Here is an 18,045-nt window from a genome sequence, read left to right on the forward strand (position 1 = left end):
GACTACGGCGTCGTCGGCGACCTGTTCACCGTCCTGCCCCAGCTCACCGCCGAGGTGAAGGCCCGCAAGGGCTGATCCGAGGGCCGGTCGACGCACGGCGCACGAGGGCGCGGCACCCGGGAGACCGGGGGCCGCGCCCTTCGCCGCGCCTGCCTCCCGCCTGCCCCGCGCCGGCCTTCGGGTGGCATTCCGGTGGCCTTCCACCGGCCTTCCACGGGGTGTCCCGAGCCGTGGGACGTCCCCGCGTGCCGGCCCGGAGGGGCGCGTAGAGTCCGGACCATGGGACTGCTGACGGCGCTTGAGGGCGGACACGGGGACCGGGGCGACGCGGTGGTGGTCGACGGCCGGGCGATGTCGTGGGAGGAACTGCTCGGCGCGGCCGGCGCGGTGGCCGAACGGGTCGCGGGGGCGCCCGCCCTCGCCGTCCTGGCCCGGCCGACCGCCGAGACGGTGGCGGCCGTGGTCGGCGGGCTGCTGGCCGGCGTCCCCGTGGTGCCGCTGCCGCCCGACTCCGGGCCGAAGGAGCGCAGCCACATCCTCCGCGACTCCGGCGCCACGCTGCTGGCCGTCCCGCCGGGGGAGCAGGCGGAGGACGTCGAGACGGTGCCCGTGGACCTCGGCGCGCGCTCCGGCGCGACCTTCGCCGAGCCCGCGCCGGAGCGGCCCGCCTTCGTCCTCTACACCTCGGGCACCACCGGTGCGCCCAAGGGTGCGGTGCTCCCGCGCTCCGCCGTCGCCGCCGGCCTGGACGGCCTCGCCGACGCCTGGCGCTGGACGGCCGACGACATCCTCGTCCACGGGCTGCCGCTCTTCCACGTGCACGGGCTGGTGCTGGGGGTGCTCGGCGCGCTGCGCACCGGCAGTCGCCTGGTGCACACCGGGCGGCCCACGCCCGGCGCGTACGCCGGCGCGCGCGGCAGCCTCTACTTCGGCGTGCCGACCGTCTGGTCGCGGGTGACGGCGGACGGCACCGCCGCACGGGCGCTGTCCGGCGCCCGGCTGCTCGTCTCGGGCAGCGCGCCGCTGCCCGTCCCGGTCTTCGAACGCCTCGCCGAGCTGACCGGCCACGAGCCGATCGAACGCTACGGGATGACCGAGTCGCTGATCACCGTCTCCACCCGCGCCGACGGCGAGCGCCGCCCCGGCAGCGTCGGCCTGCCGCTGGACGGGGTGCGCACCCGGCTCGTCGGCGAGGACGGCGGCGAGGTCCCCGCGGACGGCGAGTCCGTCGGCGAGCTGCAGGTCGCCGGGCCGACGCTGTTCGCCGGCTACCTCAACCGCCCCGACGCCGACGCGGAGGCCTGGACGGCCGACGGCTGGTTCCGCACCGGGGACGTCGCGGTGATCGGCCCGGACGGCTTCCACCGGATCGTCGGCCGGGCCTCCCTCGACCTGATCAAGAGCGGCGGGTACCGGATCGGCGCCGGCGAGGTCGAGGCCGCGCTGCGGGACCACCCCGAGGTCGCCGACGCCGCCGTGGTCGGCGTGCCCGACGACGACCTCGGCCAGGCCGTGGTCGCCTACGTGATCCCCGGCGGGCCGGTCACCGGCGAGGGCCTCACCGACTTCGTCGCCGCGCGGCTCTCCGTCCACAAGCGCCCGCGGCGGGTCGTGCTGGTGGACGAACTGCCCCGCAACGCCATGGGCAAGGTCCTCAAGAAGCAGCTGCTCGAACGCGGCTGACCGCCCCGCCCGGCATGTGCCCGGTGGCCGGACGCCGACGCTTCCGGGCGCCGCCAGGCATGGGACGGCGGCCCGTACGGGTACCACCGGTGTGGCGCGGGGGCCGCAGCACGGACTCCCGCCGCCCGGTGCGTGGGGCACCGGGGTGGGCCGAGGGCAGGGGATGCTCTGTGATCGTCTGGGTCAATGGCACGTTCGGCGCGGGGAAGACCTCCGCGTGCCGGGAACTCGTGGAGCTCCTGCCGGGAAGCCTCCTCTTCGACCCCGAACTGGTCGGCGCCGGACTCTGCCGGCTGCTGCCCGCCGACCGGCTCGCCCCGGTCGCCGACTACCAGGACCTCCCCTCCTGGCGGCGCCTGGTGCCCGAGGTCGCCGCGGCCCTGCTCGCCGAGGTGCCGGGCCCGCTGGTCGTCCCCATGACGCTGCTGCGCGAGGACTACCGCGACGAGATCTTCGGGGCGCTCGCCTCCCGCGGGATCGCCGTCCACCACTTCGTGCTGGACCCTGACGAAACGATCCTGCAGGAACGGATAGCCGCCCGGGACGAATGCCCCGGCGACCCCGAACGCAGCGAGCGCGTCCGCCGCTGGTGCCTGGACCACCTGCCCGCCTACCGCGCGGCCAGACGATGGCTCGCCCGTGACGCCCAGCTCGTCGACACCACCGGACTCACCCCCGAGCAGACCGCCCGCAGGCTCGTCCGGCTCGTCGAGGAGGGCACCGCACGCTGCCCGATCGTGCAGAGCGCAGACCCGACCGGCGACACCGTCGCCGCCGCCGTCCTGCTCTTCGACGAACAGGACCGCGTCCTGCTGGTCGACCCCGTCTACAAGCCCGCCTGGGAGTTCCCCGGCGGAGTCGTCGAACGCGGCGAGGCACCGACCGACGCCGCCCTGCGGGAGACCGCCGAGGAACTCGGCCTCCACCTCGACGCCCACGCACTGCGGCTGCTCGCCGTCGACTGGGAGCCCCGGACCGGCCCCCGCCGCGGCGGCCTGCGACTCGTCTACGACGGCGGGCGGCTCGGTGCCGAGGCCCGGCAGCAGCTGCGGCTGCAGGCCGACGAACTGCGCAGCTGGCGCTTCGTCACCCTCGACGAGGCAGCAGGGCTGCTGCCCGCCGCCCGGCTGCGGCGGCTCGCCGCCGCACTCGACGCGCGCGAGCACGGCGAACTGCGGTACCTGGAGGCGGGGCTGCCCGCCGCGGTCGGGGTCGCCACGGCCGGCTGACCGGGGGGTTGCGGGGCAGGACAGGGCCAGGACAGGGGCAGGACGGGGGATGGACGGGAGACGGCCGGGGGCGGGCCCGGCCGCCTCCCGGTCGACGGGGAGGGCCGCGGACCGACGGTTCCATGATGGCGGGCCGGCGGGGGCGGGAGGGGTGGTACGCGGCGGGCGTGCAGGGGTGCGGGGTGGTGGGGCGGTCCCGGGGTGGGCGCGATTCCGCGGGTTCGCGCCATTCGGGTCGCGCAGTTCTCCCCCGGCCTTCGGCCGGAGGTGCCCCCACGCGCCCCCTGGGCGCGCGGTTCCCGGGCCCCTTGCGGGGTGCGTGATCCGCACCCCGGCGGGGAGGATGGGGGGATGCCGTTCACGTTGAGCCATGTTGCGGCGGTGGTGCCGCTGATCGGGCGGGGGGACGGTCGGGTCTGGGTGGCGTCGGGGCTGGTGGCGGGGGCGATGGCGCCCGACGTGCCGTTCTTCGCCGACTCGCTGCTGCCGGGCGTCTACCGGTACGGGGCGCTCACGCACCGCTGGTGGGCCGTGCCGACCGTGGACGCGGGCATCGCGGCGGGGATGGCCGCGGTCTGGCACGGCCTGCTGCGCGAGCCGCTGACCGGCCTGCTGCCGGTGCCGGCGGAGGGGCCGCTGCCGCGCGGTGCCGCCGGGGCCGGGGCGTTCGTGCTGTCGGCGGCGGTCGGTGCGGCGAGCCACGTGGTCTGGGACTCGTTCACCCATCCCGGGCGCGCCGGGGTGCGGGCGTTCCCGGTGCTGGAACGGCCGGTGGCGGCCGGGCTGCCGCTCTGCACGGTGCTGCAGTACGGGACGTCGCTGCTGGGTCTGGCCGTGCTGCGGGCCCGGGTGCGCCGGGAGGCGCCGCCGCAGGCGCCGCAGCGGAGACCGGCCGTGGTGGCGGGTCTGGTGGCGGCCACGGCAGCCGGCGCGGTGCACCGGCTGGCGCGGCGGCAGCGGTCGGTCGTCCCGGAGTTCTGCTTCGGCGCGGGCGCCGGTCTGGCGGTCGGGTCGACGGTGTACGCGGCGCTGGCCGCGGCCCGCGGCCGGGTGCCGTCCGGTGGGACGGCACCCGGGGCGGGACGGCGGTGCGTCAGGCCGAGCGCAGCCGGGCGTACGCGCGCAGGAACAGCGCCTCGGTGAGGGCCATCCGCTCCAGCTCCTCGGGGTCGACGCTCTCGTTGACCGCGTGGATCTGGGTGGTCGGCTCCTCGACGCCGATCAGGATGATCTCGGCCTGTGGGTAGAGGGTGCGCAGGGTGTTGCAGAGCGGGATCGAGCCGCCCTCGCCGGAGCTGACCATCGGGCGGCCGAACGCCTCCTGCATGGCCTCGCCCATCGCCTCGTAGGCGGGCCCGGTGGTGTCGGCGCTGAACGCCTCGCCGCCGCTGAGCAGGGTGACGGTGGCCTGCGCCCCCCACGGCACCGCCGCCTCCAGGTGGGCGACGAGCGCCTGCTGGGCGGCCTTGAGCTCGGTGCCCGGCGGGATCCGCAGGCTGACCAGGGCCTTGGCGGCGGCCTGGACGGAGGAGGTGGCGCCGATCACCGGCGGCGCGTCGATGCCGAGGACGGTGACCGAGGGGCGGGCCCAGAGCCGGTCGGCGACCGTGCCGGTGCCGGTCAGCCCGACGCCGTCCAGGACCTTCGCGTCGGCCCGGAACTGCTCCTCGTCGTACTGCACGCCCGGCCAGACCTGGTCGGCCGTCAGGCCCGCCACGGCGACGTCGCCGTGCTCGTCGTGCAGGGTGCCGAGCAGCCTCACCATGGCCTGCAGGGCGTCCGGGGCGGCGCCGCCGAACGCACCGGAGTGCAGGTTGCCGCCGAGGGTGGTGAGGGCGACCTCGACCACCGTCATGCCGCGCAGGCTGGCGGTGACGGTGGGCAGGCCGGGGGCGAAGTTGCCGGTGTCGCCGATGACGATCACGTCGGCGGCGAGCAGCTCCGGGTGCGCCTCGGCGTAGCGCTCCAGGCCGCCGGTGCCCTGCTCCTCGGAGCCCTCGACGATCACCTTCAGGCCGACCGGCAGACCGCCGTCGACCTCGCGGAGCGCCCGCAGTGCGGTGAGGTGCATGAGGATGTTGCCCTTGCAGTCGGCTGCGCCGCGGCCGTACCAGCGGCCGTCACGCTCCGTCAGTTCGAAGGGCGGGCTCTGCCAGGCGCTCTCGTCGAGCGGCGGCTGGACGTCGTAGTGCGAGTACAGCAGCACGGTCGGGGCGCCGGCCGGGCCGGGCAGCTCGGCGTAGACGGACTGCGTGCCGTCGGGGGTGTCCAGCAGCCGCACGCCGGTGAGTCCCTCGGCGGCGAGCGCGTCGGCGACCCAGCGGGCTGCCTTCTCGCACTCCTCGACCGGGAACTGCCGGAGGTCGGCGACGGAGGGGAAGGCGACCAGCTCGGCCAGGTCGGCCTTGGCGCGCGGCATCAGGGATCGGACGGCCGCCGCCAGGTGCTGCTGGGTCATCAGGTGTCTCCTGTTGACGAGGTGCGGGTGATTTGTCCGATCATAGGTCGACGCCTCGTCGTGGCCCGCGTCATCCCTGGTCGCGGCGGTGGCGGACGGGTCTAGGATGCGATCGTGACTGACACCGGTAGCTCCCTCGACCCGCACTCCGACGAGCACGAGGCCGTCGAGGCCGTTCCCGCGGCCTCCGGCCGGACCGCCGTGGACCCGGAGGCCACCGAGCCCGACCCGCTCGGCGGCGTCTGGGACGTGGTCGTGGTCGGAGCCGGCCCGGCCGGCTCCTCGGCCGCGTACGCCGCCGCCACCCAGGGCCGCCGCGTGCTGCTCCTCGACAAGGCGGAGCACCCCCGATACAAGACCTGCGGCGGCGGCATCATCGGCCCCTCCCGGGACACCCTCCCGCCGGACTTCAAGCTGCCGCTGCAGGACCGCATCCACGCCGTCACCTTCGCGCTCGGCGGCCGCTTCACCCGGACCCGCCGTTCCAAGCGGATGCTGTTCGGCCTGGTCAACCGGGACGAGTTCGACCTGCGCCTGGTGCAGGCCGCCGAGCAGGCCGGCGCGGTGCTGGTCACCGGCGTGACCGCGACCGGCGTCGAGCAGGACGGCGGCGGCCGCACGGTGTCCGTCACCACCGCCGACGGCCGCCGGATCGAGGCCCGCGCGGTGGTCGGCGCCGACGGCTCCGCCAGCCGGATCGGCCGCCACGTCGGCGTCTCCTTCGACCAGATCGACCTCGGCCTGGAGGCGGAGATCCCGGTGCCGGAGGAGGTCTCCCGGGCCTGGGCCGGCCGGATCCACCTCGACTGGGGCCCGCTGCCCGGCTCGTACGGCTGGGTGTTCCCGAAGACCGACTCGGGCACGCTGACCGTCGGCGTCATCTCGGCGCGCGGCGACGGCGAGCGCACCAAGCAGTACCTCGCCGACTACATCCGGCAGTTGGGCCTGTCCGGCTTCGAGCCGAGCATCGAGTCCGGCCACCTGACGCGCTGCCGCGCCGAGGACTCGCCGCTCTCCCGCGGGCGGGTGCTGGTGGCCGGCGACGCCGCCGGCCTGCTGGAGCCGTGGACCCGCGAGGGCATCTCCTACGCCCTGCGGTCGGGCCGGCTGGCCGGCGAGTGGGCGGTGAAGGTCGCCGAGGCCGAGGGCAACGCGGACGTGCGGCGGCAGGCGCTCAACTACGCCTTCGCGATCAAGGCGGGGCTGGGCGTGGAGATGCGGGCCGGCAAGGTCATGCTCGGGGCCTTCGAGCGGCGTCCGCACCTGTTCCACGCGGCGGTCTGCCTGGTGAACCCCGCGTGGCGGGCCTTCGCCCGGACCACGCAGGGGCACACGACGTTCGCGCAGGTGATGCGGGAGCACCGCGCCGCGCGGAAGCTGGCGTCGGTCGCCGGGCGGTGACGCCTCCGGCGGGAGCGTGCCTGTGGGGGCGCGGGGACTGCGGCAGACTCGGGCGGGCCTGACCTCGTAGGGTGGCCCGCGTCCGGACTGCGCAGTTCTCCCCCGGCCTTCGGCCGGGAGGTGCCCCCACGCGCCCCCAGCGGCGTCCCCTAGTGGCGTCCCCTGGTGGGAAGGCTCACTGCTTGAGGCCGGTGTCGACGGCGGTGATCAGGGTGCCGGACGGGGTGTCGCCGGACATCTCCCAGATCATCGTGCCGAGCAGGCCCTTGGACTTCAGCCAGGCGGTCTTCTTGGCGATCGACCAGGGGTCGTCGAAGGTCCACCACTGGCCGCCGGCGCCGGTGTAGCCGTAGGTGGAGACGGACTGTTCGTCGTGGCGGACCGTCAGGTTGGGCACACTGGTGAGCAGGTTGTCGTACCCGCGGGTGCCGGCCTCCTCGGCGAACTGGCCGGGGGCCGCGCCGCCCGCGGCCTGCCACTCGCCGTTGGCCCCGCCGTCGGTGACGTGCTGCCAGCCGCGGCCGTAGAAGGGCAGGCCGATGGTGAGCTTGCGCGGGTTGACCCCGGCGTCCAGGTAGGTCTGCACGGCCGACTCCACCGAGAAGTGGAAGCCGTACGGGTCCTGGGCGTCGGTGTGGAGGTTGGCCTGGTGGCCGGTGCGGTTCGGCTCCCAGGAGTTGTCGCTGCCGGCGCCGTGGAAGTCGTAGCCCTGGACGTTGGCGATGTCGAGGGACTGGAAGATCTTCGAGAGGTCCCAGCCCTGGGCGATCTTGGCGGGGTCGGCCGGGGTGAAGGCGGTGAGCAGCCGGTGCGGGCCGCCGAGGGCGTCCAGCTGGGTGCGGAACTCGGCGAGCAGCGCGGTCAGGTCGGCCTTGTCGTTCGCCGACCAGTGGTTGCCGGGGTGGCCGTCGGGGGAGCCGGGCCACTCCCAGTCGAGGTCGATGCCGTCGAAGATCCCGGCGGCGGTGCCGGGGCCGCCGGCGCCGTTGTAGAGCGGCAGGTTGCCCTTGATCCAGACGTCGATGCAGGAGGAGACGAGCTTCTTGCGGGAGGCGTCGGTGGCGGCCGCGTCGGAGAAGTACTTGGAGTAGGTCCAGCCGCCGAGCGAGACGACGACCTTGAGGTTCGGGTACTTGGCCTTGAGCTTCTTCAGCTGGTTGAGGTTGCCGCGCAGCGGGGCCCAGCCGTCGTCGGCGACGCCGTCGACGGACTGCGCGGCGCTGAACGGGCGGGAGTAGTCGGCGTCCGCGTCGCCGGCGCCGGTGCCCTGGTCCGGGTCCTGCGGGTCGGCGGTGGTGCCCTTGGTGACGCCGGCCAGGCAGGTCAGGTTGACCGGGTCGATGTTCTCGAAGGCGTAGTTGATCACGTCGAGCTTGGCGGCGCTGCCCGAGGTGTCGAGGTTCTTCACGAAGTACTGGCGGCCGTAGATGCCCCACTGGGTGAAGTAGCCGACCCGGGCGTACTTGCCGGGGCCGACCAGGTCGGCTGTGGTGACGCTCAGCACCGGGGTGGCCGGGGAGGCGTTGTCGGCGGCGTCCCGCGCGCGGACGGTGAAGCCGTACGCGGTGGCGGGGGAGAGGCCGGTGACGGTGGCGGTGGTGCCGGTGACGGTCTGCGCGAGCACGCCGTCGCGGTAGACGTCGTAGGCGGCGACCCGCTGGTTGTCGGTGGCCGCCGTCCAGGCCAGCGCGACGCTGCTGGAGGTGACGGCGGTGGTGCGCAGGGCGGTCGGCGCGGTGGGCGGCACGGTGTCGCTCGCCGGGTCGACCGTCCGGGCGGTCACCGCGGGGCTGAGCGGGCCGGTGTTGCCGCGGCTGTCCTTGGCGCGCACGGTGAGCGTGTACGCCGTCGCCGGGGTGAGGCCGGTCAGGGTGGCCGAGGTGGTGGTGGAGGTGCCGAGCACGGTCGAGCCGTTCAGCACCTCGTACGAGGCGACGGGGAAGTCTCCTGCGGTGGCGGCGGGCCAGCTCAGGGCGACGGTGTGCGCGGTGGTGTCGGTGACCTGCGGGGTGCCTGGCGCGCCGGGCGGCACGTCGGCGGTGCCGTCGCACTTGTCGCCGTTGATCCGGCAGCCGGTGGGCGTGCCGATCGGGCCGTTGGCGACGAACCAGAAGCTGTACGGCTCGGTGCTGCCGTGCGGCTGGACGGTGCCGTTGTAGTAGGCGTTGACGGCGGTGACGTGCCGGCCGGCGACGGTGGCCTGGCCGTTGTAGCTGCTGGAGATCGTCACCCCGGCCGGGAGGTCGAACTCCAGGGTCCAGCCGGTGACGGCGGTGGCGTTGTCGTTGCGGACGACGAAGGTGCCCTTCCACCAGGAGCCGTTGTCGGCCGTGGTGAAGCTTGCGGTGAGGCGGCCGGCGGCGTGCGCCGGGACCGCGGCGAGCAGGGCGAGCGGCAGTGCGAGCACGGCGAGCAGGGCGGTGGTACGGGCCCTGGCGCGCCGTGGCGGCCGGTCGTGCATGGTGGTCTCCCTGTCTGGTGTGGGGGTGCCGTACAGGGGTGCCGGGAAGCCGTCGACGACTGTAGGTGGTATGGACCAATCGGGTCAACAGGGCCGTCGTGTCGTTGAGTTGACGATCTGTCGGACGGGCTACCGGAGCAGCTCGTCGGCGAGCGGGCTGCGCGCGTACAGCACCACCCGGCCGTGCCGGGCCCGGCTGACCAGACGGGTGTCGGCGAGCACGGCCAGGTGCTGGCTGACCGCGCCCGGGGTGACGCCGAGCCGCCGGGCCAGCTCGGTGGTGCTGGTCGGCTCGTCCAGCATGGTCAGCAGTCGCGCCTTGGGCACCCCCACCAGCTGCTCCAGGGCCCGCCGGGTGGGCGGCGGCACCGCCGGGCCGGCCATCGTCCGCTGCCCGCGGGCCGGGTAGTTGATCACCGGTGGGTGATCGTCGCTGATGCTGGTGATCGCGCCGCGGGCGAAGAACGTCGGGGTGAAGACCAGACCGCGGCCGCCCACCGCGATGTCGGTGTCGCCGTCGCCCCAGTCGCGGCGGATCGTCAGCACGCCGTCCTGCCACAGCAGCCGCGGGTCCAGGTCCTCGAACAGCGCCGCCGCGCCGCGCTCCGCCAGCATCCGGGAGCGGTGCACGATGTCCGCGTGCAATACCGACCGGGCGCGCGGCCACCACTGCGGAGCCAGGCAGTGCGTCCAGTACGCCTCCAGCGCGTCGGCGATCGAGGCGATCAGCCCGGCCGGATCGGCCAGTCCGTCCGCCAGCGGCGGCGGCAGCCGCCGGTCGTGCGGCAGGAAGGCCCGCTCCAGCTCGCCCCGCAGGAGCTCCGGCGCGAGCGTCCGGACGACGGCCAGCTCGGCCGGGAACTCGGGGAAGGGCGTGCTCGGCCGCGGGGTCAGGAAGTCCGGCACGTAGCGGTTGGTCGCGACCAGCGAGCGGAGCAGCGGCGCGCAGGCCAGCTGCTCGAACACCGGCCGGATCCCCTCGAAGACCGACGTCTGGTGGACGTACGCGCCCGGGTGCGTCCACATCCGCAGGCTGAGCACCGTCTCCTGCAGCGGTGAACAGGCGAAGGAGGCCGCCGCGAGGTCCTCCAGGCCGAGCCGGAAACGGTGCACGTGATCCCCCATTCGTCAGCCCCGGGCTAAATCAATACCGGTGACTGATCCGCATGCGGTGCGATGATGCCATGACCACGACCTCCACGGGGGCGCCTGCGGCGTCCCGGGCATCCTCACGCCTGCTGCACCCCGATCCGACGGTCCGCAGGCTCGCCGCCATCACCCTGGTGAACACGCTCGGCAACGGCCTCTTCATGACCCTGGGCGCGCTGTACTTCACCAGGATGCTCGGCCTGCCCGCCGCGCAGGTCGGCATCGGCCTCACCGCGGCGGGCCTGTGCGGCGTCCTGATCGGCGTCCCGGCCGGCCGCGCCGCCGACCGCTGGGGGACCAAGCCCGTGCTGCTCGCCCTGGTCGGCGCCGAGGCCGTCGGCACCGCCTGCTACCCGCTGGTGTCCGGCTTCACCGCCTTCGTGCTGCTCGCCTGTGCCGTCACCGCCACCGACCGCGGCACCGCGACCGTCCGCAACGCCCTCTACGCCGAGGTGCTGCCGCCCGACCGGCGGGTCGCCGGCCGCGCCTACCTCCGCGTCGTCACCAACGTCGGCATCGGCGTCGGCACCGGGATCGCCGCCCTCGTCCTCGTCGCCGACACCCGCGGCGCCTACACCGCCGCGATCCTCGCCGACGTCGCCACCTTCGTTGCGGTCTTCGCGATGTACGCCCTGCTGCCCACCCCGCAGGCCGGGCCGCGCGGCACCGCGGACGAGAGCGCACCGCGGACCGGCTCCGCCCTGCGCAACCTGCCCTACCTCGTGGTCGCCGGGCTGGCCGGCGTCCTCGGCCTGCAGTTCGCCATGATCGAGGTCGGCGTGCCGCTGTGGATCGTCGACCACACCGAGGCACCGCGGGTCCTCGTCGCCTGCACGCTCGTCGTCAACACGATCCTCGTCGTCGCCCTCCAGGTGCGGGCCACCCGCGGCACCGAGGAGCCGACCGCCGCAGCCCGGATCTTCCGCCGCGGTGGCGTGCTCGTCGCGCTCTCCTGCGCCGCCTTCGCCCTCGCCGGCGGGCTGCCCGCGTGGGCCGCGGTGCTGGTGCTGCTCGCCGGTGCCTCGCTGCAGGCCCTCGGCGAGGTGCTCGGCCAGGCCGCCGGCTGGGCCCTCGGCTACGACCTCGCGGAGGAGGGCGCGCACGGCGAGTACCAGGGCGTCTTCAACACCGGATTCTCCGCGGCGATGATGCTCGGCCCCGTCCTGATCACCACCGCCGTCATCGGCCACGGCACCCTCGGCTGGGCGGCCCTGGCCGGGCTCTTCGCCGCGGCCAGTGCGGCGATGGTGCCGGCGGTGGGGTGGGCGCTGCGGCGCAAGGCCGCGGCGGCGGCAGCCTGAGGCAGAGGGATCAGCCGGAACAGGTGCCCCCGCGCGCCCCTGTGGGTTCGCCCCGCTAGCGGACGACGTCGGGGACCGGGCGGGTGTAGGGCAGGTCGGCAGGGGTGACGGCGGTGGTGGGGCCGGCGGCGCGGAGGACGACGTCGAGCACGTGCTCCGGGTCGCAGGCGTAGCCGCCGCTCGCCCAGGCCGGGTTGGCCTCGACGACGGCCCAGGTGCCGTCGTCGAGGCGGCCGACGTCGACCACGGCGGCGCTCGGCAGACCGCCGGCGGCCAGGGCGTCGGCGGCGAAGGCGAGCACCTCGGGGCCGGCCTCCGGGGAGACGGCCAGGTCTCCGTCGACGGCGTACCGGCTCGCCGTCCGCACCGCGCCGTCCAGCACGAAGAGCCGGTACTCCTCGGCGAACGCGACCACGTCGCTGATCTGGACGAGGGTGTCGTCGTCGAGGGCGTCCGGGCCGGGCAGCCCGCTGCCGTCCGGGTAGATCCGGGCCGGGAAGAGCTTGTCGACCGGCGGCTTCAGGAACGCCGGGCGGCGCAGCCGGCGGGCCTCGGCGAGCGTGGTGCACTCCACCCGGCGGCCGAGCAGTTCGGCGGGCAGCGTGGCCAGCCAGTCGGCCGGCGGCTCCAGCGGGGCGACGCCGAGGGCCCCGGCGGCCACGTCGGCGAACAGCGGCCCGCCGTACAGGTGGGCGGGCCGCAGGCCGGCGAGCTCGTCCGGGACCTCCCAGCGGACGGCGGTGTGCGCCCGCAGCCCGCGGCGGCGGGCGCAGGTGAGCAGGTGCAGACCGGTGTCGTTGATCCGGGGGGCGAGCAGGAGGAGCGTCATGGGGACTCATGCTGGCCCGGCCGCACCCGCCGCGGCCAGCGGATTTCCCGGGTCGTACTGGCCGACCGGACGGTCGGCGTGCCAGAGTCCTTCCGAGCGCGTCCGACCCACCCTCAGCCGGAAAGCAGGCCATCCACGATGACCAGCGAGAGCCCTCTCGTCCGCATCACCACCGCCGATGCGGTGACGACCCTCGAACTCGACTCCCCCCACAACCGCAACGCCCTCTCCACCCGTCTGATGGCGGAGCTGGCGAAGGGCCTGACCGAGGCCGCGGCCGACCCGGCCGTCCGGGCGGTGGTGCTCGGCCACACCGGCAAGGTGTTCTGCGCCGGCGCCGACCTCTCCGAGGCCACCGGCAGCGACCCGACGGTGGGCCCGCGCGGACTGGTGGACATCCAGCGGGCGATCGTCGACTGCCCCAAGCCGGTGATCGCCGTGATCGACGGCCACGCCCGCGCGGGCGGCCTCGGCCTGCTCGGCGCGGCGGACATCGCGATCGCCGGCCCGGCGTCGACCTTCGCCTTCACCGAGGTGCGGCTCGGCCTGGCGCCCGCGGTGATCTCGCTGCCGCTGCGCCCCAAGCTGGACCCGCGGGCCGCCTCCCGCTACTACCTGACCGGCGAGACCTTCGGCCCGGCCGAGGCCGCCCGGATCGGCCTGATCACCGAGGCCGCCGACGACGTCGCGGGTGCGCTGAAGGTGCTGCTGGACGCCGTCCGGCAGGGCTCGCCGCAGGGTCTCGCCGAGTCGAAGCGGCTGGCGAACGCGGCCGTGGTGGACTCCTTCGAGCGGGACGCCGAGGAGCGGGTCGCGCAGTCCGCGCGGCTGTTCGGTTCGGAGGAGGCGCAGCAGGGCATGCGGGCCTTCCTGGAGCGCCGCCCGGCCCCCTGGGCGCAGTAGCCGGCAGGGGGCCGGTACGGGGCGGGCCGTCAGCTCCAGTTGATGGTGGCGTCCGTCCGCCACAGGTCCAGCAGCGAGGCGTCGCCGGAGACGGCCGCGGCGTCGGCCTCGCGGCGGTTCCACAGCAGCAGGTAGAGGTCGTGCGCGGGACCGCTGACGGTGCAGTCGGCGGGCCCGGCGCCCGGCCGTGCCTGCGGGGGCTCCTGACCGATCGTCACCAGCCAGCTCTCCGGCCGGTCGGTGGGCCGGACGGCCAGGGTGCGCGGCTCTTCGCTGCGCAGCCGGGACTTCGGCCGGGGCAGGAAGCCGGTCAGCAGTTCGGCCAGGCCGTCGGCGGCGACGGCCGGGGCGACCGGGCTCGCGGCGGTGCCGGCGGCGGACTCCGCGTCGACCCGGTGCACGGTGGTCTCGTGCAGCTGGCGGCGGGCCCAGAAGGCAAGCGGGGAGGGCGCCGGCAGGAAGCTCCAGCACTCCAGGTCGGCGGGGGCGGACCGCAGGACGGTCACCAGGTCGGCGTGCCCGGTGCGGAACCACTCCACCAGGTCGGCGTCGGCGGGAGCCGGACCCCAGGCCGCCTCCTGGCCGGCCGCGTCCAGCGGCCGGGTCAGCCCGCCCTTCACGTGCGCGGCGGCCCAGCGGTGCACCTGACCGGTGTGCAGCACCAGGTCGCGCAACCGCCATTCGGGGCAGGTGGGCACGGGTGCGTCCAGCGGCGTCGCGGCGGCGGCGTCGGCCAGCAACGCGCCCTCGTGGCGCAGGACGTCGACGAGCTCGGGAATCTCCATGGCGCGAGTCTGCCAGGCCCGGCGCCGGCCGGTGTGATGTTGATCGCCCGGCGCCTCGCCGGGGGCGCCCGCCCGCTACGGTGATCGCATGCCGACCGCCCGTACCCTCCTCGCCGCCGCCCGCCTCCGGGGCCGCCGCGCTGCCGGCCACGTCGTGCACCGGGCGTGGAAGTGGGTGCAGGAGACCGGGGCGGTCACCAACCGGACCCCGGGCCCGTACCGGTTCGGCGAGCTCGGCGACGGCACCAAGCTGGCCTTCCCGCTCGGCGCGGTCTTCAACGAGCAGTGGATCACCATCGGGCCGTTCTCGATCATCGGCGAGCGGGTCACCATCTCCGCCGGCTTCCTGCCCGGCCTGGACCTCGGCCCCGAACCGATCGTCAGGATCGGCGGCGGCTGCGTCATCGGCCGCGGCAGCCACATCGTCGGCCACCAGTCGATCGTCCTCGGCGACGACGTGTGGACCGGCCCGAACGTCTACATCACCGACCAGGCGCACGAGTACCGCGACACCGACCTGCCGATCGGCAAGCAGTGGCCGCGCAACGAGCCGGTGGAGATCGGCGCCGGCTCGTGGATCGGCACCGGCGCGGTGATCCTTCCCGGCTCCCGGATCGGCCGCAACGTGGTGGTCGCCGCCGGGGCGGTCGTCCGCGGCGACGTCCCCGACCACAGCGTGGTCGCCGGCGCGCCCGCCAAGGTCGTCCGCAGCTGGTCCGCCGACGAGGGCTGGCAGCCGCCGCTGCGCCACGACGCGCCGCAGCCGATCCCGGACGGCGTCACCGCAGAGCAGCTGCGCGCCCTGGTCGGCTGGGACCTGCGGATCCCCGGCCAGGCCGGGCCCGCCGACGAGAGCACCGCCCGCGCCGACGGGCCCACCGCCCGCGCCGCCGACTGACCCGGCCCGGCCGACGGCCGCCCGTGTTCAGGGGCTGACCGCGAGGACCAGGTAGGCCGCCAGCACCGCCAGGTGCACGGCGCCCTGCAACGGCGTCGCCCGGCGCGGGATCACGGTGAGGGTGCCGACCGCGACGGTCAGCGCCAGCAGCACCATGTGCGAGGCGCCGAGGCCGAGGACGAGCGGACCGCTGAGCCAGAGCGAGGCGACCGCCACCGACGGCACGGTCAGCCCGATGGAGGCCAGCGAGGAGCCGAGCGCCAGGTTGAGACTGGTCTGCACCCGGTTGCCCGCCGCGGCACGCAGCGCGGCGATCGTCTCCGGCAGCAGCACCAGCAGCGCGATCACCACGCCGACCACCGAGGCCGGCAGACCCGCCTCGGCGACCGCCGACTCGACGGTGGGGGAGACCCCCTTGGCCAGGCCGACCACCGAGACCAGCGCGACCGCCAGCATGCCGAGGCTGGACCAGGCCGACCGGCGGCTCGGCAGGTCGCCGTGGTCGTCCTCGTCCAGCAACTCGCCCTCGGCACCGACCGGCAGGAAGTACTCCCGGTGGCGCAGCGTCTGGGTGGTGACGAACAGTCCGTACAGGCCGAGCGAGGCGATCCCGGCGAAGGTCAGCTGCGCGGTGTTGAACTGCGGACCGGGCGTGCTGGTGGTGAAGGTCGGCAGCACCAGGCTGAGGGTGGCGAGCGTGGCGATGGTGGCGAACGCGGCGCCGGTGCCCTCCGCGTTGAAGACCGCGACCCGGTGCTTCAGCGCCGTCAGCAGGATCGACAGGCCCAGCACCCCGTTGCAGGTGATCATGACGGCGGCGAAGACGGTGTCCCGGGCGAGGGTGGCGTTCTTGACCGGGGCGTCCACCATCAGCGTCACGATCAGCGCCACCTCGATGACGGTCACCGCGACGGCCAGCACCAGCGAGCCGAACGGCTCGCCCACCCGGTGGGCGATCACCTCGGCGTGGTGCACGGCGGCCAGCACCGCCCCGGCCAGGAACAGCGCCACCACCGCGACCACCGGGCCGGGCAGCGACCGCCCCCAGGTCAGGATCAGCATCACCAGCGCCAGCACCGGCACCGCGACGGTCCACTGGACGAGGCCCCGGCGGATCAGGTCGATCATCCGTCGAGCTTCCCACCCCGGCCGGGCACCGTCCGGGCAGCGCCGCCGGGGTGTCGGGAGTTCGCCTCGACGGAGGAGGCGTCAGGCCCCGGCCCGGACGGCCTCCCAGGCGTCCGCCACCAGCCGGTCGAGCGCCGACCGTTCGGCCCGCCAGCCGAGCTCCCGCCCGATCCGGCCGCAGTCCGACACCAGCCGCGGCGACTCCGGCAGCGCGGGCCGCCGCACCACCGGCACCGGACGGCCGGTCAGCCGCTCCACCGCCGCGACGACCTCCCGCATGCTCGCCGGCGTCGCCCCCACGTTGTAGACCCGGCAGCCGCCGTGCGCCGCCGCCACCTCCCGCGCCCCGAGCGCCCGCAGGTACGCCTCGGCGACGTCGTCCACGTGCACGAAGTCCCGCACCACGCCGCCGTCGCCGTTCAGCTCCAGCGACGGATGCCGCCCGGCGGCCACCGCCAGCGCCCGCGGCAGGATCCGGGCCTCGTCCACGTCCCCGGCCCCGGCCGCGTTGAAGCAGCGCAGCACCACCGCCAGGACCTCACCCGCCGCGGCACGGTCCGCCAGCACCCGCTCGGCCGCCAGCTTGGACTCGCCGTACGGGCTGCCCGGCGCCGGCTCCGCCGACTCGTCGATCGGCTGCCGCGCCGGCGCGCCGTACACCGCCGCCGTCGAACCGAACACCACCAGGGGCCGGGCGCCGCTGCCGCCGGGCCGTCCGCGCAGGGCGTCCAGCAGGGCGACCGTGCCGCCGAGGTTGACCTCGTGGTGCGCCCGCGGGTGCACCACCGACTCCCGGCCGCGGGTCAGCGCCGCGAGGTGGCAGACCGCGTCGACCCCGGCCACCGCGGGCGCCAGCGCCGCCGCGTCCCGCACGTCGGCGCGGTGCACCTCCGCGACCGGCAGCCCGCCGGCGTCCGTGCGGCTGCTGCTCAGCGCCCGCACCTCGTGGCCGGCCGCGGCGAGCCGACTCACCACCGCCCGCCCGACGAACCCGAACGCCCCCGTCACCAGGACCTTCACGACCACTCCCCGCGCAGGTGAAAACCGATTGCCGCCCCGCCCGCCATGCTGCCACGCTCACCGTCATGACGATCCGAAAGGCCGGCCCCGCGACGTCCCGGTGACCGCGATGGCCCCCATGATCCCCCCGCACATCGACCGCATGCCCCGCCCCGAACGCGCCGCCGCCCTGGCGGGCCACGGCCGGGCCCTGACCGCCGACCGGTACCTGCGGCTGCACGCCGCACTGGACGCCGGCGACCACGACGACCGGCACACCGCGCTCTTCCTCGCCGTCGTCCGCCGCGACCTCGACCGGGTCACCGCGGCCCTCTCCGACCCGCTGCTCGCCCACCGCGCGCTCGCCGCCGCCGGACGCCTCCCCGTCCCCGACGAGGCGCTCGCCGACCTCGCCCGCAGCGCACCCCGCGAGCTGAGGCACGACCTCTACCGGCTGCTGCGCCGCTCCCGGCGGCACGCCCTCGCCGAACGGCTGCTCCCGGAGGTCCGCGACCGCCACGACGCCCGCGAGGCCGCCCGGCTGCTGCCCGCCTGCACCCCCTCCGCCGTCGACCACTGGCTGCCACGGCTCGCGGTGCCCGACGGCGTGCTGCAGTCGCTCGCCCGCACCGCACCCCTGGCCGTCGCCCGCCTGCTCACCGCGGCGGCCGCGTCCGACCGGCCCGGCCCGCAGCTCCCGCACCGGCTGCGCGAACGCCTCGCCTCCGTCGCCGCCCGCGACCGGGCCGCCGCCGAGCACCTGCTCGCCACCGCCCCCGACGTGCTGCCGCCCGACGCCGTGCTGAGGCTGCTCGACCGGC

General features: G+C 75.5%; 14 protein-coding genes and 1 pseudogene. 8 read left to right on the forward strand and 7 right to left on the reverse strand.

Annotated elements, in window-relative coordinates:
- The first annotated feature begins 279 nt into the window (after positions 1 to 279).
- The 3 genes from ABZ641_RS10635 to ABZ641_RS10645 all read left to right on the forward strand — a co-directional run bounded on the left by ABZ641_RS10635 (position 280) and on the right by ABZ641_RS10645 (position 4,055).
- The gene (locus ABZ641_RS10635) at positions 280 to 1,683 is read left to right on the forward strand and encodes an acyl-CoA synthetase (protein WP_359980748.1); all 1,404 of its coding nucleotides are present in this window, start codon (positions 280 to 282) and stop codon (positions 1,681 to 1,683) included.
- Positions 1,684 to 1,853: 170 nt separating this feature from the next.
- Positions 1,854 to 2,912, forward strand: coding sequence for an NUDIX domain-containing protein (locus ABZ641_RS10640; protein ID WP_359980751.1), 1,059 nt, complete (start codon positions 1,854 to 1,856; stop codon positions 2,910 to 2,912).
- Positions 2,913 to 3,263: 351 nt separating this feature from the next.
- A complete protein-coding gene (locus ABZ641_RS10645) occupies positions 3,264 to 4,055 on the forward strand; it encodes a DUF4184 family protein (RefSeq protein ID WP_359980754.1) in 792 nt (263 codons plus the stop codon).
- Here ABZ641_RS10645 and ABZ641_RS10650 read toward each other — a convergent pair.
- Positions 4,006 to 5,370 (reverse strand): dipeptidase, encoded by a 1,365-nt coding sequence (locus ABZ641_RS10650; RefSeq protein ID WP_359980757.1) that lies wholly within the window; start codon positions 5,368 to 5,370, stop codon positions 4,006 to 4,008. The genes ABZ641_RS10645 and ABZ641_RS10650 overlap by 50 nt on opposite strands.
- 201 nt (positions 5,371 to 5,571) lie before the next feature.
- On the opposite strand from ABZ641_RS10650, the gene ABZ641_RS10655 reads away from it, so the two are divergent.
- A complete protein-coding gene (locus ABZ641_RS10655) occupies positions 5,572 to 6,771 on the forward strand; it encodes a geranylgeranyl reductase family protein (RefSeq protein WP_344625095.1) in 1,200 nt (399 codons plus the stop codon).
- 175 nt (positions 6,772 to 6,946) lie between these two features.
- Here the strand turns inward: ABZ641_RS10655 and ABZ641_RS10660 are convergent, their stop codons facing one another.
- Both ABZ641_RS10660 and ABZ641_RS10665 read right to left on the reverse strand, forming a co-directional pair.
- Complete coding sequence (locus tag ABZ641_RS10660; protein WP_359980760.1) at positions 6,947 to 9,232, reverse strand: glycosyl hydrolase family 18 protein; 2,286 nt, start codon at positions 9,230 to 9,232, stop codon at positions 6,947 to 6,949.
- A 129-nt stretch (positions 9,233 to 9,361) separates the two neighbouring features.
- Positions 9,362 to 10,345, reverse strand: coding sequence for a helix-turn-helix domain-containing protein (locus ABZ641_RS10665; protein ID WP_359980763.1), 984 nt, complete (start codon positions 10,343 to 10,345; stop codon positions 9,362 to 9,364).
- A 71-nt stretch (positions 10,346 to 10,416) separates the two neighbouring features.
- Between ABZ641_RS10665 and ABZ641_RS10670 the strand changes: the two genes are divergently transcribed.
- A complete protein-coding gene (locus ABZ641_RS10670; protein ID WP_359980765.1) occupies positions 10,417 to 11,682 on the forward strand; it encodes an MFS transporter in 1,266 nt (421 codons plus the stop codon).
- 55 nt (positions 11,683 to 11,737) lie between these two features.
- Here ABZ641_RS10670 and ABZ641_RS10675 read toward each other — a convergent pair whose 3' ends face one another.
- The gene (locus tag ABZ641_RS10675; RefSeq protein ID WP_359980768.1) at positions 11,738 to 12,511 is read right to left on the reverse strand and encodes an ATP-grasp domain-containing protein; all 774 of its coding nucleotides are present in this window, start codon (positions 12,509 to 12,511) and stop codon (positions 11,738 to 11,740) included.
- 138 nt (positions 12,512 to 12,649) lie between these two features.
- On the opposite strand from ABZ641_RS10675, the gene ABZ641_RS10680 reads away from it, so the two are divergent.
- A complete protein-coding gene (locus tag ABZ641_RS10680) occupies positions 12,650 to 13,414 on the forward strand; it encodes an enoyl-CoA hydratase family protein (RefSeq protein WP_344625085.1) in 765 nt (254 codons plus the stop codon).
- A gap of 29 nt (positions 13,415 to 13,443) precedes the next feature.
- Here the strand turns inward: ABZ641_RS10680 and ABZ641_RS10685 are convergent, their stop codons facing one another.
- A complete protein-coding gene (locus ABZ641_RS10685) occupies positions 13,444 to 14,199 on the reverse strand; it encodes a maleylpyruvate isomerase family mycothiol-dependent enzyme (RefSeq protein WP_359980771.1) in 756 nt (251 codons plus the stop codon).
- A gap of 88 nt (positions 14,200 to 14,287) precedes the next feature.
- On the opposite strand from ABZ641_RS10685, the gene ABZ641_RS10690 reads away from it, so the two are divergent.
- A complete protein-coding gene (locus tag ABZ641_RS10690) occupies positions 14,288 to 15,097 on the forward strand; it encodes a DapH/DapD/GlmU-related protein (RefSeq protein ID WP_359980773.1) in 810 nt (269 codons plus the stop codon).
- A 27-nt stretch (positions 15,098 to 15,124) separates the two neighbouring features.
- Here the strand turns inward: ABZ641_RS10690 and ABZ641_RS10695 are convergent, their stop codons facing one another.
- Together ABZ641_RS10695 and ABZ641_RS10700 are read right to left on the reverse strand one after the other, a co-directional pair.
- A complete protein-coding gene (locus ABZ641_RS10695) occupies positions 15,125 to 16,225 on the reverse strand; it encodes an ionic transporter y4hA (RefSeq protein ID WP_359980776.1) in 1,101 nt (366 codons plus the stop codon).
- An 81-nt stretch (positions 16,226 to 16,306) separates the two neighbouring features.
- Positions 16,307 to 17,245, reverse strand: coding sequence for an NAD-dependent epimerase/dehydratase family protein (locus ABZ641_RS10700; RefSeq protein WP_359980779.1), 939 nt, complete (start codon positions 17,243 to 17,245; stop codon positions 16,307 to 16,309).
- A gap of 118 nt (positions 17,246 to 17,363) precedes the next feature.
- On the opposite strand from ABZ641_RS10700, the pseudogene ABZ641_RS10705 reads away from it, so the two are divergent.
- Positions 17,364 to 18,045, forward strand: a pseudogene (locus ABZ641_RS10705) (hypothetical protein); the annotation flags it as partial.

The sequence above is a fragment of the Kitasatospora sp. NPDC007106 genome (genome assembly GCF_040634455.1).
Lineage (GTDB): Bacteria > Actinomycetota > Actinomycetes > Streptomycetales > Streptomycetaceae > Kitasatospora > Kitasatospora arboriphila.

Coding starts and splice junctions, on each gene's coding strand:
- ABZ641_RS10635 (WP_359980748.1), top strand. CDS start 280: ATGGGACTGCTGACGGCGCTTGAGGGCGGACACGGGGACCGGGGCGAC.
- ABZ641_RS10645 (WP_359980754.1), top strand. CDS start 3,264: ATGCCGTTCACGTTGAGCCATGTTGCGGCGGTGGTGCCGCTGATCGGG.
- ABZ641_RS10650 (WP_359980757.1), bottom strand. CDS start 5,370: ATGACCCAGCAGCACCTGGCGGCGGCCGTCCGATCCCTGATGCCGCGC.
- ABZ641_RS10660 (WP_359980760.1), bottom strand. CDS start 9,232: ATGCACGACCGGCCGCCACGGCGCGCCAGGGCCCGTACCACCGCCCTG.
- ABZ641_RS10670 (WP_359980765.1), top strand. CDS start 10,417: ATGACCACGACCTCCACGGGGGCGCCTGCGGCGTCCCGGGCATCCTCA.
- ABZ641_RS10675 (WP_359980768.1), bottom strand. CDS start 12,511: ATGACGCTCCTCCTGCTCGCCCCCCGGATCAACGACACCGGTCTGCAC.
- ABZ641_RS10680 (WP_344625085.1), top strand. CDS start 12,650: ATGACCAGCGAGAGCCCTCTCGTCCGCATCACCACCGCCGATGCGGTG.
- ABZ641_RS10685 (WP_359980771.1), bottom strand. CDS start 14,199: ATGGAGATTCCCGAGCTCGTCGACGTCCTGCGCCACGAGGGCGCGTTG.
- ABZ641_RS10690 (WP_359980773.1), top strand. CDS start 14,288: ATGCCGACCGCCCGTACCCTCCTCGCCGCCGCCCGCCTCCGGGGCCGC.
- ABZ641_RS10695 (WP_359980776.1), bottom strand. CDS start 16,225: ATGATCGACCTGATCCGCCGGGGCCTCGTCCAGTGGACCGTCGCGGTG.